Annotated in this window: 17 protein-coding genes; 7 read left to right on the plus strand and 10 right to left on the minus strand. The window is 66.8% G+C overall.

The window, feature by feature from the left end:
• The first annotated feature begins 90 nt into the window (after window positions 1–90).
• From ACZZZD_RS02235 to ACZZZD_RS02250, 4 genes are all read left to right on the plus strand, one after another.
• A complete protein-coding gene (locus ACZZZD_RS02235; RefSeq protein WP_463432259.1) occupies window positions 91–1,566 on the plus strand; it encodes a leucyl aminopeptidase in 1,476 nt (491 codons plus the stop codon).
• 19 nt (window positions 1,567–1,585) lie between these two features.
• Complete coding sequence (locus ACZZZD_RS02240) at window positions 1,586–2,044, plus strand: DNA polymerase III subunit chi (protein WP_463432260.1); 459 nt, start codon at window positions 1,586–1,588, stop codon at window positions 2,042–2,044.
• A 77-nt stretch (window positions 2,045–2,121) separates the two neighbouring features.
• The gene (locus ACZZZD_RS02245) at window positions 2,122–2,358 is read left to right on the plus strand and encodes a hypothetical protein (RefSeq protein WP_463432261.1); all 237 of its coding nucleotides are present in this window, start codon (window positions 2,122–2,124) and stop codon (window positions 2,356–2,358) included.
• 26 nt (window positions 2,359–2,384) lie between these two features.
• A complete protein-coding gene (locus tag ACZZZD_RS02250) occupies window positions 2,385–2,681 on the plus strand; it encodes a hemolysin (RefSeq protein WP_463432262.1) in 297 nt (98 codons plus the stop codon).
• A gap of 3 nt (window positions 2,682–2,684) precedes the next feature.
• Here the strand turns inward: ACZZZD_RS02250 and ACZZZD_RS02255 are convergent, their stop codons facing one another.
• Window positions 2,685–3,611, minus strand: a complete 927-nt coding sequence (locus tag ACZZZD_RS02255) for a LysR family transcriptional regulator (protein WP_463432263.1) — start codon at window positions 3,609–3,611, stop codon at window positions 2,685–2,687.
• Between the two features lie 120 nt (window positions 3,612–3,731).
• Here ACZZZD_RS02255 and ACZZZD_RS02260 point away from each other — a divergent pair, with 120 nt between their 5' ends.
• Both ACZZZD_RS02260 and ACZZZD_RS02265 read left to right on the plus strand, forming a co-directional pair.
• Window positions 3,732–4,430, plus strand: a complete 699-nt coding sequence (locus ACZZZD_RS02260) for a pirin family protein (protein ID WP_463432264.1) — start codon at window positions 3,732–3,734, stop codon at window positions 4,428–4,430.
• 70 nt (window positions 4,431–4,500) lie between these two features.
• Window positions 4,501–4,899 carry a DoxX family protein gene (locus ACZZZD_RS02265; RefSeq protein ID WP_463432265.1) on the plus strand — a complete coding sequence of 133 codons (399 nt, stop codon included), beginning with the start codon at window positions 4,501–4,503 and terminating at the stop codon, window positions 4,897–4,899.
• Window positions 4,900–4,950: 51 nt separating this feature from the next.
• On the opposite strand, the gene pip is transcribed toward ACZZZD_RS02265, so the two are convergent.
• From pip to ACZZZD_RS02290, 5 genes are all read right to left on the minus strand, one after another.
• The gene (gene pip, locus ACZZZD_RS02270) at window positions 4,951–5,925 is read right to left on the minus strand and encodes a prolyl aminopeptidase (RefSeq protein ID WP_463432266.1); all 975 of its coding nucleotides are present in this window, start codon (window positions 5,923–5,925) and stop codon (window positions 4,951–4,953) included.
• 32 nt (window positions 5,926–5,957) lie between these two features.
• Complete coding sequence (locus ACZZZD_RS02275) at window positions 5,958–6,314, minus strand: DUF423 domain-containing protein (RefSeq protein ID WP_463432267.1); 357 nt, start codon at window positions 6,312–6,314, stop codon at window positions 5,958–5,960.
• Window positions 6,315–6,362: 48 nt separating this feature from the next.
• Complete coding sequence (locus ACZZZD_RS02280; RefSeq protein ID WP_463432268.1) at window positions 6,363–6,968, minus strand: hypothetical protein; 606 nt, start codon at window positions 6,966–6,968, stop codon at window positions 6,363–6,365.
• A gap of 72 nt (window positions 6,969–7,040) precedes the next feature.
• The gene (locus ACZZZD_RS02285; RefSeq protein ID WP_463432270.1) at window positions 7,041–9,662 is read right to left on the minus strand and encodes a tipN; all 2,622 of its coding nucleotides are present in this window, start codon (window positions 9,660–9,662) and stop codon (window positions 7,041–7,043) included.
• Window positions 9,663–9,800: 138 nt separating this feature from the next.
• The gene (locus ACZZZD_RS02290; protein ID WP_463432272.1) at window positions 9,801–9,983 is read right to left on the minus strand and encodes a hypothetical protein; all 183 of its coding nucleotides are present in this window, start codon (window positions 9,981–9,983) and stop codon (window positions 9,801–9,803) included.
• Between the two features lie 157 nt (window positions 9,984–10,140).
• Here ACZZZD_RS02290 and ACZZZD_RS02295 point away from each other — a divergent pair, with 157 nt between their 5' ends.
• Window positions 10,141–11,619 carry a phospholipase D-like domain-containing protein gene (locus ACZZZD_RS02295; RefSeq protein ID WP_463432274.1) on the plus strand — a complete coding sequence of 493 codons (1,479 nt, stop codon included), beginning with the start codon at window positions 10,141–10,143 and terminating at the stop codon, window positions 11,617–11,619.
• Here ACZZZD_RS02295 and ACZZZD_RS02300 read toward each other — a convergent pair.
• The 4 genes from ACZZZD_RS02300 to ACZZZD_RS02315 all read right to left on the minus strand — a co-directional run bounded on the left by ACZZZD_RS02300 (window position 11,604) and on the right by ACZZZD_RS02315 (window position 14,586).
• A complete protein-coding gene (locus tag ACZZZD_RS02300) occupies window positions 11,604–12,341 on the minus strand; it encodes an endonuclease/exonuclease/phosphatase family protein (RefSeq protein WP_463432276.1) in 738 nt (245 codons plus the stop codon). The genes ACZZZD_RS02295 and ACZZZD_RS02300 overlap by 16 nt on opposite strands.
• A 72-nt stretch (window positions 12,342–12,413) precedes the next feature.
• Window positions 12,414–13,091 (minus strand): TPM domain-containing protein, encoded by a 678-nt coding sequence (locus ACZZZD_RS02305; protein ID WP_463432278.1) that lies wholly within the window; start codon window positions 13,089–13,091, stop codon window positions 12,414–12,416.
• The gene (locus ACZZZD_RS02310; protein WP_463432280.1) at window positions 13,091–13,906 is read right to left on the minus strand and encodes a TPM domain-containing protein; all 816 of its coding nucleotides are present in this window, start codon (window positions 13,904–13,906) and stop codon (window positions 13,091–13,093) included. Before ACZZZD_RS02310 ends, ACZZZD_RS02305 begins: the two co-directional genes overlap by 1 nt.
• Window positions 13,903–14,586, minus strand: coding sequence for a LemA family protein (locus tag ACZZZD_RS02315; protein WP_463432282.1), 684 nt, complete (start codon window positions 14,584–14,586; stop codon window positions 13,903–13,905). Before ACZZZD_RS02315 ends, ACZZZD_RS02310 begins: the two co-directional genes overlap by 4 nt.
• Window positions 14,587–14,591: the final 5 nt, after the last annotated feature.

Raw genomic sequence — 14,591 nt, forward strand, 5'->3', positions numbered from 1 at the left:
AGCACATGAGGGCGCGTCCGCGACAAGCAGACGCGCCGTTGTCTTTTTGCCTTTGCAGACGCCGGGTGGGGCCTGGCTGGAGTTGTTTGAATGAAGATCGAGTTCGTCGCCGCCGTGGACGCCGCCGAGATTCTGGCGGTTCCGGTTTTTGAAGACCGTGCGTTTACGCCGGCAGGAACCGCCCTGGACGCCAAGACTAGCGGCGCCCTGACCAAGGCCGCCGGCAAGGGCCGTTTCACCGGCAAGTCCGGTCAGAGCCTCAGCGTCGCCGCGCCCGCCGGCGTCAACGCCGATACGGTTTTGTTGGTCGGCGCGGGCGCCAAGGACAAGCTGGACGACCTGGCGGTCGAGGCCTTTGGCGGCAATGCCTATGCGGCCGTGAAACTGTCGGGCGCCGAGGTTCTGACCATCGACGCCTCGGACCTGGCGCCGGAACAGGCCGCCCGCGTCGGTTTCGCCGCGCGTCTGGCCGCCTATCGCTTCGACAAATATCGCACGACGCAGAAGCCGGATAAGATTCCTTCAATCACCGCGATCCGCGTCGTGACCTCGGACCTGCGCGCCGCAGAGGCCGCGCTTGAGCCGCTGTCGGCCGTCGCCGACGGCGTGATCTTCGCGCGCGACCTGGTGTCCGAGCCCGCCAACGTCCTGTATCCGGCCGAGTTCGCCAAGCGCGTCAAGGCGCTGGAGAGCCTGGGCCTGGAAGTCGAGATCCTCGGCGAGGCCGAGATGGAGAAGCTGGGCATGCGCACACTTCTGGGTGTCGGCCAAGGCAGCCGTCGCGAAAGCCAACTGGCGATCATGAAGTGGAATGGCGGCGAGGCAGGCGGTCAGCCGCTGGCCTTCGTCGGCAAGGGCGTCTGCTTCGACACCGGCGGCATCTCGATCAAGCCGGCCGACGGCATGGAAGACATGAAGTGGGACATGGGCGGCGCGGCCGCCGTGACCGGGACCATGATCGCCCTGGCCAGCCGCAAGGCCAAGGCGAACGTCGTTGGCGTGCTGGGCCTGGTCGAGAACATGCCTGACGGCAACGCCCAGCGTCCCGGCGACGTGGTGGTGTCGATGTCGGGTCAGACGGTCGAGGTGATCAACACCGACGCCGAGGGTCGCCTCGTCTTGGCCGACGCCCTCTGGTACACGCAGGAGCGTTTCAAGCCAAAGTTCATGATCGACCTGGCGACCCTGACGGGCGCCATGATCGTGGCCTTGGGCCTGGATTACGCAGGCGTCTTCTCGAACTCCGACGATGTGGCCGATCCGATCCTGGCGGCGGCGACGAAGGTCGGCGAGAACTTCTGGCGCATGCCGATCCCGGCCATCTACGAGCAGCACATCGATTCCAAGATCGCCGATGTGAAGAACACCGGCAACGGCCGCGCCGGCGGCTCGATCACCGCTGCCCTGTTCCTGCAGCGCTTCACCAACGGGGTTCCTTGGGCGCACCTGGACATCGCTCCTACCGCCTGGGCCAACAAGAGCCCCAGCCCCACCGTGCCGGAAGGCGGCGTCGGCTTCGCCGTGCGCACGCTGGATCGCATGGTGACCGACACCTACGAAGCCTGATCGCCGGAGATAGAGCCGGGTGAGCGATAAGCCCGAAATCTGGTTCTACCACCTGGAGCGGTCGACGCTTGACCAGGTGCTGCCGACCCTGCTCGACAAGACGATCGAGCGGGGTTGGCGGGCGCTGATCAAGTCGTCGCATTCGCATCGGCTGGACGAGGTCGACGAGACGCTGTGGACCTTTCGCGACGACAGTTTCCTGCCGCACGGCCGGGCGGATCAGCCCAATGCCGACCGTCAGCCTGTGCTGTTGAGCGAATCGGGAGAGAACCTGAACGGCGCTCAGGCGCTGTTCATCGTTGACGACGCAGAACTGGGCGCGACGGAAGGGTTCGAACGATGCTTCATTATTTTCGACGGTCGGGACGAGCCGGCCCTGCAGCACGCGCGCGGACGCTGGAAGACGTTGAAGGACCAGGGCGCAAACCTGGCCTATTGGCGTCAGACCGACGAAGGGCGCTGGGAAAAGGCGGGCTGATCGGACTGGTCCTGCTAGCGGGCTGTTCGACGCCTGTCGCCGATGCGCCTGCGCCGCGCGCTGTGGAACAGGCGCAGATGAACCCGCCCGTCGGCAGCCGCATGCCGACCGGGCAAACCGATGACGTCTGCAAGGCTGGCGAGATGCAGTATCTTGTCGGCAAGTCGCGCACCGAAATCCCGGTTCCGGTGGACGTCGTCAACCGGCGTGTGACCTGCACCACCTGCCCGGTGACGCAGGATTTTTCAGCCTTTCGGCTGAACATCTTCTACAACGAACAGACCGGCGTCATCGAACAGGTTCGCTGCGGCTAGTCGGCCGCGCCCATAGGGAGACGATCATGAAGACCCTTCTCAGCACACTGGCGGCTGTCGCCGCCTTGGCGTTGTCGGCCTGTGCGCCGATGCAGACTGTCGATCCCACGCCCGGGTCGGACACTGCCTACAAGGCCTGCAAGGTCGAGGAGTATCAGAGCTACGTCGGGCGCAACCGTTCGACCATCCCTGCCGCGCCTGAGGGCCAGACCTTCCGCGTCCTTTGCACCACCTGCGCGGCGACGATGGACTATCGCGAGAACCGGGTGAACTTCGTCTATGACGAGGCGACCAGCATCGTGCGCGAAGTGAAGTGCGGCTGACGCTCAGCGTCCAACGGTGTCTCCGGGCCACAGCGGCCCGCTGAACTTCGCGGCCAGATAATCCATGAAGGCCGTGACCCGTGCGGGTCGCGGTCCGCCGCTGGGCGCCACCAGATGCAGCGCGATGGGCGGCAGACGCCAGTCGGTCATGACCGTCTCCAGATATCCGTCAGCGACATCCTTCCAGTAGATGAAATCGGGCTGGGGAAAGAGGCCCAGACCCGCGCACAGCGACGCGGTCAGGGCGTCGGAGTTGTTGGCCCTCAGCGGCCCGCGCGGATGCACCACCACCTCTTCGCCCGCGTCATTGCTGAACCGCCAGGTGTCGCGACTGGGCATATAGGCATAGCCGAGGCAGGCATGGCGGGCGAGGTCGTCGGGGTGGGTCGGGCGACCACGTTGTTCCAGATAGGACGGGGAGGCGACCAAGGCGCGCGCCACCGGCCGCAGTTTGCGCGCCGTCAGCGACGAATCCGCCAGGGCTGCGATCCGCAGTGCGCAGTCGAACCCGCCGCCGACCAAATCGATCACCTCGTCCGACAGGTGCAGGTCGATGGACACATCGGGATGGGTGGCCAGGAACTCGGGCAGCGCCGGGGCGACATAGGCCATGCCGAACGACATGGGCGCGGCCAGACGCACCAGGCCGCGCGGTGTGACGGACATGTCCAGCGCCTCGGACACCGCGCCCTCGGCCTCGGCCAGCATATGGGCAGCGCGTGCGGCCAAGGTTCGACCCGCGTCGGTCAGGGCGAACCGGCGCGAGGTGCGGTGCAACAGGGTCGTGCGAAGCTGCTGCTCCAGCCGCGTCACCGCCTTGGACACAGTGGCCTTGGACAGGCCCAGGGTCTCGGCGGCGCCGGAGAAGGATTGGCTGTCGGCGACCTTGGCGAAGATGGCCAAGGCTTCCAGGTCGGGCAGGCGGGACATGGGCGGCTCCGCGTTGGGAAACGATGAGTTTCGATTGTTTCTATTTCTGTTCGTTCGCCGATCTCTATCTTGGCGTCAAGCAAAGGCGTCGGACGGTTCCGACGCGAAAGGACGAGTTCGATGATCGAGCGCAGACCGTTTGAATCCCTTGGCGGCGCCAACCACGGCTGGCTGAACGCCAAACACCATTTCTCCTTCGCTGATTATTATGATCCCAAGCGGATGAGCTGGGGCAATCTGCGGGTCTGGAACGATGACGAGATCGCCGCTGGAACGGGCTTCCCGCCCCATCCGCACGCCGACATGGAGATCGTCACCTATGTCCGAGAAGGCGCTATCACCCATGAGGACAGCCTGGGCAACAAGGGCCGCACGGAGGCCGGCGACGTTCAGGTCATGAGCGCGGGCACCGGCATCCGCCACGCGGAATACAATGCTGAGCCGGACCTGACCCGGATATTCCAGATCTGGATCGAGCCGACCAAACGCGGCGAGGCCCCTAGCTGGGGCTCCAAGCCCTTCCCCAAGGGCGAGCGTTCGGGCCAGTTCGTGGTCCTGGCCTCGGGCTTCGAGGGTGATGAAGACGCCCTGCCGATCCGCACCGACGCCCGTATCGTGGCGGCGACGCTGAAGGCCGGCGACACCGCCGACTATCCGCTGGGTGCGACCCGTCGGGCCTATCTGGTTCCGGCCAAGGGCGAGGTGGAGGTCAATGGCGTCAAGCTGAACGCCCGCGACGGCGCAGCCATCGCCCAGGAGGATGTCGTCACGGTCAAGGCGTTGTCGGACGCGGAAATCGTTCTGGTGGACGCCGCCTGATTTTAGGATCAAGCTTCACGGTCGGACCTGATCCGACCGTGAAGTCCGCACCGACAACCGAGGAATGAGAATGTTCAATCAAGTGAATGGCTGGTCTTCTCGCGCGCTGGCGGCGCTGAGAATTGTCGCCGGCCTGCTGTTTCTGGCGCATGGCGTCGTCAAGGTGTTCGGCTTTCCGGTCGGGGCCGAGCCGGGTCAGCAGGAGCTGCTGTCCCTGTTCGGCATCGGCGGCCTGATTGAGGTGATTACCGGCCTGCTGCTGATCCTGGGCCTGTTCACGCGTCCAGCGGCCTTCATCGCTGCGGGACAGATGGCGGTGGCATACTGGATGTTCCACTTCCCGCGCGACCCTTATCCGGCCGTGAATGGCGGGGACGCGGCCATCCTGTTCTGCTTCGTCTTCCTCTACATTTTCACGGCCGGTCCCGGTGCGTGGAGCATCGACGACCGCGCAACAAAGCGGTTCTGAAGTCGGAATGAAAAGGCCGCCGCGCTGTCCGGCGCGGCGGCCTTTTCGTGTCTAGAGCATTGCGGCCCAGTCGGCGGCGCGGACCAGGCTGTCGACGATGCCCGGCTCGGACGAGGCGTGGCCGGCGTCACAGACGATGTCCAGATGCGCCTCTGGCCAGGCGCGGTGCAGAGCCCAGGCGCCCGAGATCGGCGTGACCACGTCGAACCGGCCCTGAGCGATCCAGCATGGGATGTGACGAATCCGATCCACATTCTTGAGCAGCCAGCCGTCTTCCTCGAAGAATCCGGCGTTGGTGAAGAACCAGTTCTCGATCCGGGCGAAGGCGACGGCGAAGTCGGGCTCGGCGAACTTGTCGGGGCGGGCATTGGGGCCCTCGACGCTGACGGTTTCGCCCTCCCAGCTCGACCAGGCGACCGCGCAGCGTTCGCGTTCGGCTGCGTCGTCGCCGATCAGACGCTTGTAATAGGCGGCCATCAGGTCACCCCGCTCGGCCTCGGGGATGGGGGCGACGAAACGTTCCCAGGCGTCGGGGAAGATCATCGAAGCGCCATCCTGGTAGAACCAGTGCAACTCCTTCTTCGTCAGCAGGAAGATGCCGCGCAGCAGCAAGGCGATGACACGCTCGGGGTGGGTGATGGCGTAGGCCATCGACAGGGTCGAACCCCAGGACCCGCCGAACACCACCCATTTGTCGATGCCGCACAGCACCCGCAGCCGCTCGATATCGTCGATCAGGGTCCAGGTGGTGTTGTCCTCCAGCGAGGCGTGGGGCCGCGACAGGCCGCAGCCGCGCTGATCGAACATGATGATGCGATAGATGGCGGGGTCGAAGAAGCGCCGCATGCCGGGGTTCACCGCGCCGCCCGGTCCGCCGTGCAGCACCAGGACGGGCAGGCCCTGGGGATTGCCGGATTCCTCGTAATAGATTTCGTGCACGCCCTTGGTCGTCATCCAGCCCGAGGCGTAGGATTCGATCTCGGGGTGGAGCACACGACGCGGCTCGGCGGGCGTAGGGAAGGCCATGAAGGGACGGTCTTTCTGCGAGAACGAAGTGGTTAGGAACGAAGCGCGGCGATGGCCAGGCAGACCCAGCCGGCGATCATCAGCAGGCCGCCGATCGGGGCGACTGCACCGAAGGCGGGGACACTGAGGAAGGCGATCAGGGCCAGGGAGAGGCAGAAGACCAGCCCCCCGACCGCGCCCAGCCAGCCGGCCAGGCACGCCATCCGACCGCCGGCGACCCATTGGGCGCAGCCGAAGGCGAAGACGGCGTGGACCAACTGGTATTGGGCGCCGGTGGTCAGAAGGGACTTCACCTGTGGCCCCGCGCCATGAGCGGCGAAGGCGCCCAAGGCTATGGCCAGGACGCCGTTCAGGGCGGCGAAGAGGATCAGGTTGCGACTCACGATCATTCGAGAACCCTAGACCGGCGAATCCCGAATGTCTGCGATCCGAAAAGGTTAACCGGCGCGAGGGAGAGGCGTCAGATGGCTGGCCATCGCGGAAGCGGCGGCCTTGATGCCCTTGCGCAAGGCGGCCTCATTAGCCGGGGCAGGCGCGCGCAGCAGGCCGACGGAGGGGGTCAGCGGGCCATCCGGCATATCGGACAGGACGCGATAGAGGAGGTAGGAGCCGACATCTTCCTCGGCCTCGGATGAGGCGTCGGCCGTGAGGCCGGCAGCCGTCAGGGCGCGCACCATGTCGGCGACGGGAGCAGTGGTGCGGGCGATGCCGGGGCCTGTGCGTGACAGGCGGCCCTTGTAGTCGAGTGTTCGGTTTTCGGCTCGCATCTGGACGCGGAAGCTGTCGCCCTTGTGCGTGCGCCCGACAAGCAAGACGGCGCGACATTCGCCGCTGCCCAGGCGCGCAGCCAGCATCGATGCCAGCACATCGGGATCGGCGGCGGCGATGGGAACGGCGCGTGCGCCGACGGGGCTCCAAATCTCGCCGGACAGATCTTCCACTAGGTCCCAACCCGCGTCCTCGCCGTCATAGGCGCAGATAATAATGCCGGGGCGGCGGTCAACGCTCGCAGGGCCGTCGATTTCGTTCATCGTGCCGGCCATAGCCCCATCCATGACAGTTCGGTGAAGCGCAGGAGGCTGTAACTTCCGAACGCGGTCAAGCCCTGATGATCCTTAACCCAGGTCGCCCACGGCCGCATCAAGCAACATGAAGGCGCGCCCGCTGTCGGAGGCTAGACTGCTTTGGACGGCCGCACTGTCGCCGGCGCGGGCCGAGGCCGAAAGCATCACGGCGAAGTTGCGAACATAGCGTTCGGCGTCGGCCCTCAGTTCGGCGTCGCTGAGCACGCGGCGAGAGACGCTGCGCACGGCGGCGGGGGCGACGCGGCGCACGATCTGGCGCGCGGCGTCGGGATCGCCCTTGCTGATTGCCCGGGCCGCTTCTTCGACGCGCGAGCGGGGCAGCAGGGCGTTGGGATCCACGCCCATACGTCGGATGGCGGCGGCGACGCGGTCGGACAGGGCCTCTGCCTCGGCGGGCGAAGGGGAGAGGGTGTCCAGTTCCAGCGGGGCCTCGTCTTCGTCGGCGCCGGACACCAGATCGCTCCAGTCCAGGCGGTCGTCCGAGGCCGGGCGCGGCGTGTCGGCGGGCTCAAGGCGAAGGCGGCTGCGCAGGCCGAACTTGCGTTCTTCGACGGGCGGCGGGCCTGAGCGCGAGGCGCGCGGTTCGGGACGAGGCTCGGGTTCCGGCGTCGGCTCGCGACGGCGGGCAGGAGAGGCGTCGCCCGACACCACGCCCATCAGCCGCACGGCCTCGGTCAGCATGTCGTAGTTGCGGCGCACCCGTTCCTGGAAGCCGACATCCAGCGCCTCGGTGTCCTCGGCGGCCTTGCGAGAGGCGGCGGACAAGGAGGCCAGGCCGTCCTCGACCGTGGCGCGCACGGCGTCGGCGCGGGCGCGAGCTTCCTGCGGCAGGCGCGAGGCCCGTTCGTCGATGTCCGCGACGGCGGTGTCGATCTCGGACAGGGCCGAGTTGAGGCGTCCGACCAGGGTCTCCAGACGATTGACCATCCGCTCGCCGGCCTCGTCCACCAGGCCGGAGGTTTCGCCCACGATGCGCCGGGCGTCCGCGATGCGGGCGTCTGCGGCCTGATCGGCCTTCTGGGCGGCGTCGAACAGGGATTCGCCCAGTCGGTCCGTGCGCAGCCGGGCCTGTTCGGCGGCGTCGGCGGCGGCGGCGCGAGAATCCTCGGCCGTGGCGCGCATCTGTTCTAACGCACGGCGGGTTTCTTCCATCAGGGCGTCGCGCGCCTCGGCGGCGAGGGCTTCGAAGCGATCCAGGGCGACCTTGGTGGCGGAATCGAAACCGTCGGCCTCGCGTTGAGACATGTCCACGAGGGCGCGGAACTGGTCGGCGGCGGCCTCGACCAGATCGCGCATCGACTCGAGCGAGGTCTGGGACGTGCGATCCAGGTCGCCTGCGGCGCTGCGGGTGGCCGACAGGTGCTCGACCAGTTGGGCGCGCTGGCTTTCGACCTGGGCGGAGAAGTCCTCCTGATCGGTGCGCAGGGCGTAGGCGGCGGTGACCAGGGCGGCGCGTTGCTGGCCCAGGCCTTCTTCGACCGATTGGATCTGTTCGGCGACGCCGGAGCCTGCATTTTCCAGGCGAATGGTCTGGCGCGCCAGATCGTCTGAGGCGACGCGGGCGGCGTCCTGAGCCTCGCCTGCGGCGGCGGCGAGATCGGCGGCGCGGGCCGCAAGCGCGGCCTCGGCCTCCCGCAGTTGCGCCTGGGCCAAGTCGGAGGCGTCGGCGACCATGCGCGACTGGCGCTCGACCGCGTCGATGACGCCGGACGCCTGGGTGTCCAGATGGAGGCCCAGCGTCTGCATCTGGTCGCGCTCGCGGCCCAGGTTCTCGGTCAGGCGGCGGGCGGTGCGGCCGGCGTTCTCGGCCGCCTCGTTCAGGCGGGTCGTCTCTTGCGACAGCGCTTCGCGAAGCAGGGCCATGTCGTTGCGGGCGCGCTCGGCCGCCAGGGCGGCATGGTCGATGTCGGATCGTAGCGACTGCAGGACTTCGCCGGTCTGTTGCGCGGCCAAGGCGGTCGGGGCGACCAGGGCTTCGGCCAGTTGCCGGGCGCGACGGGTCTCGGCGGCCAGACTCGCGCCTTGACGCACCGCATGAGCCAGCATGATGGCCAGGCCAGCGGGCGCCAGGGCGATCAAGACGTAGATGGCGATCCGCAGCGGATCCAGCTCCGCACCGCCGGCGCCGAACTCATAGGCGGCCCAGGAGGCGACGCCGCCGATCCACAGCGCCGAAGCGATGCCGGAAATCAGATAGGCGTGACGGCCGGACGGTTCGGCCTGGCTCTTGGCGGCGACGGTCTTCACCGCAGGCGGTGTGGACAGTTCGAAAGTCGTAGGCGGCTTCCCGGCGGCCACGGCCATTTCGACGGCGGCGGTCGATTCCGGCATCGGCTCTGCGGTCAATTCGGGCGGAGCCATCGGTTCCGGGTCGGCGGGTCCGCGTTCGGCGGCCAAGGCGCGTTCCTCGGCGAGACGTTGCTCCTCCAGCAGGCGACGACGACGGCGCTCCGACATGGGCGGTTCGAATGGAGGCGCCTCCGACGCAGCCGCCTCGAACGTCGGCTGAATGACTTCGAAATCGGGCTCGGGGATGGGCTCGATCTCTGACGTCGCGTCGTCGGACGGCGCCGCGTCCGGGGTCGACAGTTCGACGGGCGCAACGACCTCGTCGTCGGTCAGCTTCAGCGGCGGCCGTTTGGGAGACTTCATCAGCTCTAAAACTCGATCTCTACGCGGGCGTCCGACAGCGCCGAGTAAACCCTAGAGCATGATCGGTGCGGACGAAACCGACTCAAGTCCGCAACCTGTCGATGAACGCCGTCGTCGAAGCGCGTGAGGTGGCTGCGATCAGCAGTCGCGCGAAGTTTCCGGCAGCAGCGTGGCGTGCGATCCGGCGTCATGACATTCAGCGACGCGGCGCACTTCGCGGTCGGCATGATTCGGCGTGTGGGTGTCGACGCCGAATTGGGACAGGACGACGGCGGCAAGCACGGCGATGAAGCCAGCGATCAGTTCGACAAGCGCCTGCATTCTACCCTCCCTCGCAGCCCGTATGGCTACGCTCCTTATGCGCTCAATGGGCGGACGTCACAATCCCGCCCTGAAAGATTGACCCGACGCGACGTGCATGGAACGGAGGATGCAGGCGCTCCGACACCGTGTCACGCGAATCAGGCAGATGGGTCGCATGACGCAAGGCGGCGACAGTTACGACGGCAGTTTGCTGGAGCCCGGCCCGGGCCTGTGGACATCTGCGGTCGCGCATCGCTTTTCCGTGCTGATGGAGAACGAGGCCTATTTCGACGCCCTGTCGTCGGCGTTGCACAAGGCCGAGCGGTCCATCGTCCTGCTGGGCTGGCAGTTCGATCCTCGCACGCATCTGGACCCTGAGACGCGGCCCGGCGACAAGTCGGCCGAGATCGGTCGCCAACTGCGGATGATGGTGAAGAAGAAGCCGGATCTGGACGTGCGGCTGCTGATCTGGAAGTCGCCTCTGCTGATCGCGGCGTCGCAGGGCTTTTATCCGCACAAGGCGCAACGCTGGTTCCGCAAACGGATGGTGGAGTTTCGGCTGGATTCGCCCGGTCCCATCGGCGCCTGCCATCACCAGAAGGTGGTGGTCATCGACGACAAGGTGGCCTTCTGTGGCGGTGGCGACATCTCGACTGACCGCTGGGATACCGAGGAACATCTGGACGGCGACCCGCGCCGCGCCCTGCCCAGCGGCGTGATCTGCAAGGCGCGGCATGAGGTGATGAGTGTGATGGATGGCCCGGCGGCGCGCGCGCTGGGCGATCTGGCGCGCGAACGCTGGTTCAAGGCGACGTGGGAACGGACGATCCCGGACGAGGTCGAGGGCGATCCCTGGCCAGACGGCGTGCCGGTGCAGATGACCGACGTGCCTGTCGGCATCGCCCGTACCGAGCCGAAATGGTCCGGGCGGCACGAGGTGCGTGAAAGCGAGGCCCTGCATCTGGAGTCCATTCGCCGCGCCAAACGGCTGATCTATTTCGAGAACCAGTATTTCACCTCGCCGGTCATCGCCGCAGCCCTCGCCGAACGGCTGGCAGAAGTGGATGGGCCGCAGATCATTGTGATTTCCACAGCCAAGAGCCCCAGCTGGTTCGACAGCATGACCATGGACACGGCCCGGGCCGAGGTGCTGCATCGGCTGGAGCAGGCCGATAAATACAACCGCTTCTTCGCCTTCGCCCCGCTGACGGAGGATGGCGACAGGATCATCGTCCACGCCAAGGTGTCGATCATCGACGACCGGCTGCTCAGGATCGGGTCGACCAATCTGAACAATCGTTCCATGGGGCTGGATACCGAATGCGACATCGCCGCCGAGCCGATTGATGAGGCCGGACGGGCGGTCATCACCGCCCATCGCCATCGCACCATCGCCCACTGGCTCGGCGTCGCGACCGAGGACTATGCGGCGGTGGAAGGGGTGTATGGTTCGGTGGGGGCCGCGATCTGCAGCTTCGAGACGGACCGGCTCAAGCCTTTGGGCTCGGACCCGCCGACGCGAATCCAGCGAATGTTCGCGGAATGGCAATTGGGCGATCCGACCTCTTCGACGGACGCCTGGCGACCATGGAAGCGCCTGAACCGATCGCACCGCACCCGACCGGCATCCGAGGGCGGTCAGGCGCCGGGCTGAATCACCTCGAAGTCGATGATCAGCGGCAGATGGTCAGAAGCCACACGCGCCAAGGGTGAGAAAGCCGACCGCACCGCACGGATGCGAATCTCGGGGCTGACGAAACAGTGGTCGATGCGGATGGCGGGGAAGGCCGAGGGGAAGGTCTTGACGCTGGGCTTCAAGCCGAGCTGGCGTTGGCAGTCCTGCAGGCTGCGGCACAGGGTCTGATAGGGGCGGGTGATTGAGGTGGCGTTAAAGTCGCCCGCCAGCAGGGTCGGACCTGTGCAGCCCCCCACCCAGCCGGAGCCCGCCAGGGCCGCCGCCTGAAGTCGCTGCTCACGCGGGACCAGGCCCAGGTGCGTGTTCAGTACGTTGATGGCGGTCCCGTCGATCTCGATCTCGGACCAGATGGCGCCGCGCGGCTCCAGGCCCGGAATGCCGGAAACCGTCGGCAGGGCGGCGGCGCGGATCAGGCGTTCGGGATGGGGCGTCAGAATGGCGTCGCCATACAACTCCGCCTCGACTTGCATCGCGGGATGAAAACGAGAACTCATCGACAGGCCGGCAGCGATGGCCTCGGCCTGGTCCACGCCGCCGGTGCGCAGGCGACCGACGTCCAGTTCCTGGAGACAGACGATGTCCGGCTCATATTCGCCGATAACTGCGACGATCCGGTCGACATCCAGCCGACGATCGGTGCCGACGCAGCGATGGACATTATAGGTGAGAAGGCGAGGCATGGACGTGTCGGTTCTTGGACGTTGACCGTGGGCTAGGCCTTCTGGCGCGCGATTGCGACCCCGATACGACGATCAGAGCAGGATCAGGTGATCAGGCAGTTCGTTGGGGTTGTCGGGGCGCGGCGGGAAGTGTCGGGCCAGCACCTGTCCGCACAGGCCGACGGCGGCTGCAAACCCTTCGACCGGACGATCGGCGCGCAGTTCTCGGGTCAGCACGGCGACGGCCTGTGCCCAGGCGTCTTCGTCCACCTTGGCGTAGATGCCTTCGTCCGCGATCAGTTCGACCTGCTGTTCGTCCAGGGCCGCGAAGATCAGGACGCCGGTGCGTTTCTCGGTGACATGGACGCCGTGGGCCAGGAACTGCTGCAAGGCGGCCTCACGCACTCGCGCTCGTCGAATGGCTGGAGGCGTCGCCAAACGGCGAACGGCGGGTATGCGGGTCAACAGGAAGACGCCCACGAACACCACCGCCTGGGACAGGGCGTAGAGGGCCAGGGCCTGGCCGGTGGTGGCGTCTTGCGCGACCTGATGCGCGGCCTCCCAGCCGTCGCCGGGCCAACGGAAATCCAGCACGAAGGGAATGAAGACGATGGGCGCCAGAAGCGCCATCGCCGCCGCCCACGCCAGGCTGACATCGACGTAGGCGGACACGCGTCGCGAAACGACGCAGAAGATTTCGCCGGAGGTCTGCTGCTCGGCCGCAGAGATGGCCTCGGCGATCCGGGCGCGGTCGCTGTCTGTGATCTGCATCACCATCCCCCTGAGGCGCCGCCGCCGCCGAAACTGCCGCCCCCGCCGCCGAATCCACCGCCACCGCCGCCAAAACCACCGCCGCCGCCACGCCCCGAGCTTCGCAGCGCTTCGGAAGCGGCCCAAAGCAGCACGGATCCGACGTTGCTGCGCCGCCCGCGCCCGGACCGCATGGCGATCAGGAACATGAACAGAAAGATGGCCGCGATGATGACGATCGGGATGATGGATTCGCCCGTGGTGTCTTGTTGCTGAGCCGCAGCCGCCTGCGCGCGGGCCTGCGCCTCTGCGGGATCGAGCGACAGCTGGGCGATCAGGGCGTCCACGCCCTTGACCACGCCCGCCTGGTAATCGCCGTCGCGGAACGACGGCAGGATGTCGTCGCGAATAATCTGGGACGAGAAGGCGTCGGTCAGGATCGGCTCCAGCCCATAGCCGACCTCGACGCGGACCTTGCGTTCGTTGGGGGCGAGGATCAGCAGGGCGCCGTTGTCGTTTTCCTTCTGACCAATGCCCCAGGCGCGACCCAGCTGATAGCCGTAGTCCTCGATCTCCTGGTCCTGGAGGCTGTTGACGGTGACGACGACCAACTGGTCCGTGGAGCTGGCCTCCAGCGCCGCCAGCTTTTCGGTCAGGGCCTGTTCCGTCGCGGGATCGAGAAGATTGGCCTGATCGACCACGCGGCCGGTCAGTGGCGGGAAGTCGAATTTAGTCTGAGCTGCCGCCGGAAAGACGAACAGCAACGCTGCGACCAGCCCCAAGAGGAGAGCGGCGAGGCCCGTCGGACGCCGCACCGCCGCTTGAAGGTTTGTCACTGGGCGGGTGGGGTCGCGCCCGGCGCCACGGTGGGTGCGCCGCCGCCGGGCGCCGAGGCGTTGGCGGGCGGGGCGTTCAGGTTGAAGTTGACCTGAGGCGCGGACTGGGCGGCGGCGGTGGCGGTGAACAGCTGCATCGGCTGCGACCCGCCATGCAGGGTCTTGGCCCAGATCACCTGCGGGAAGGTGCGAAGGGTGGTGTTGTAGTCGCGGACGGCCTCGTTGTAGTCGCGGCGCGAGATGGCGATGCGGTTCTCGGTGCCTTCCAGCTGCGACTGCAAGGTCAGGAAGTTCTGGTTGGCCTGAAGCTGGGGATAGGCTTCGACCGTGACCAGCAGACGCGAGAGGGCGCCGGACAGTTGGCCCTGGGCCTCCTGATACTGCTGGAAGGCCTGGGGGTTATCCAGATCGTCGGCCGAAACGTTGACAGATGTGGCGCGGGCGCGGGCGTTGATCACGTCCGTTAGGGTGGTGCGTTCCTGGATCGCGGCACCCTGGACAGTGGCGACCAGATTGGGCACCAGGTCGGCGCGGCGCTGATACTGGCTTTGCACGTCCGCCCAAGCCGCCTCGGCGCGCTCCTGCTTGGTCGGAATGGTGTTGTAACCACAGCCCGCGACGGCGGGGACGATCATCAGAGCGCCGGTCAGAGCGACGGCGCGAGCGTTGAAGCGGACCATGACAT

Source organism: Brevundimonas sp. AC546, assembly GCF_979258305.1.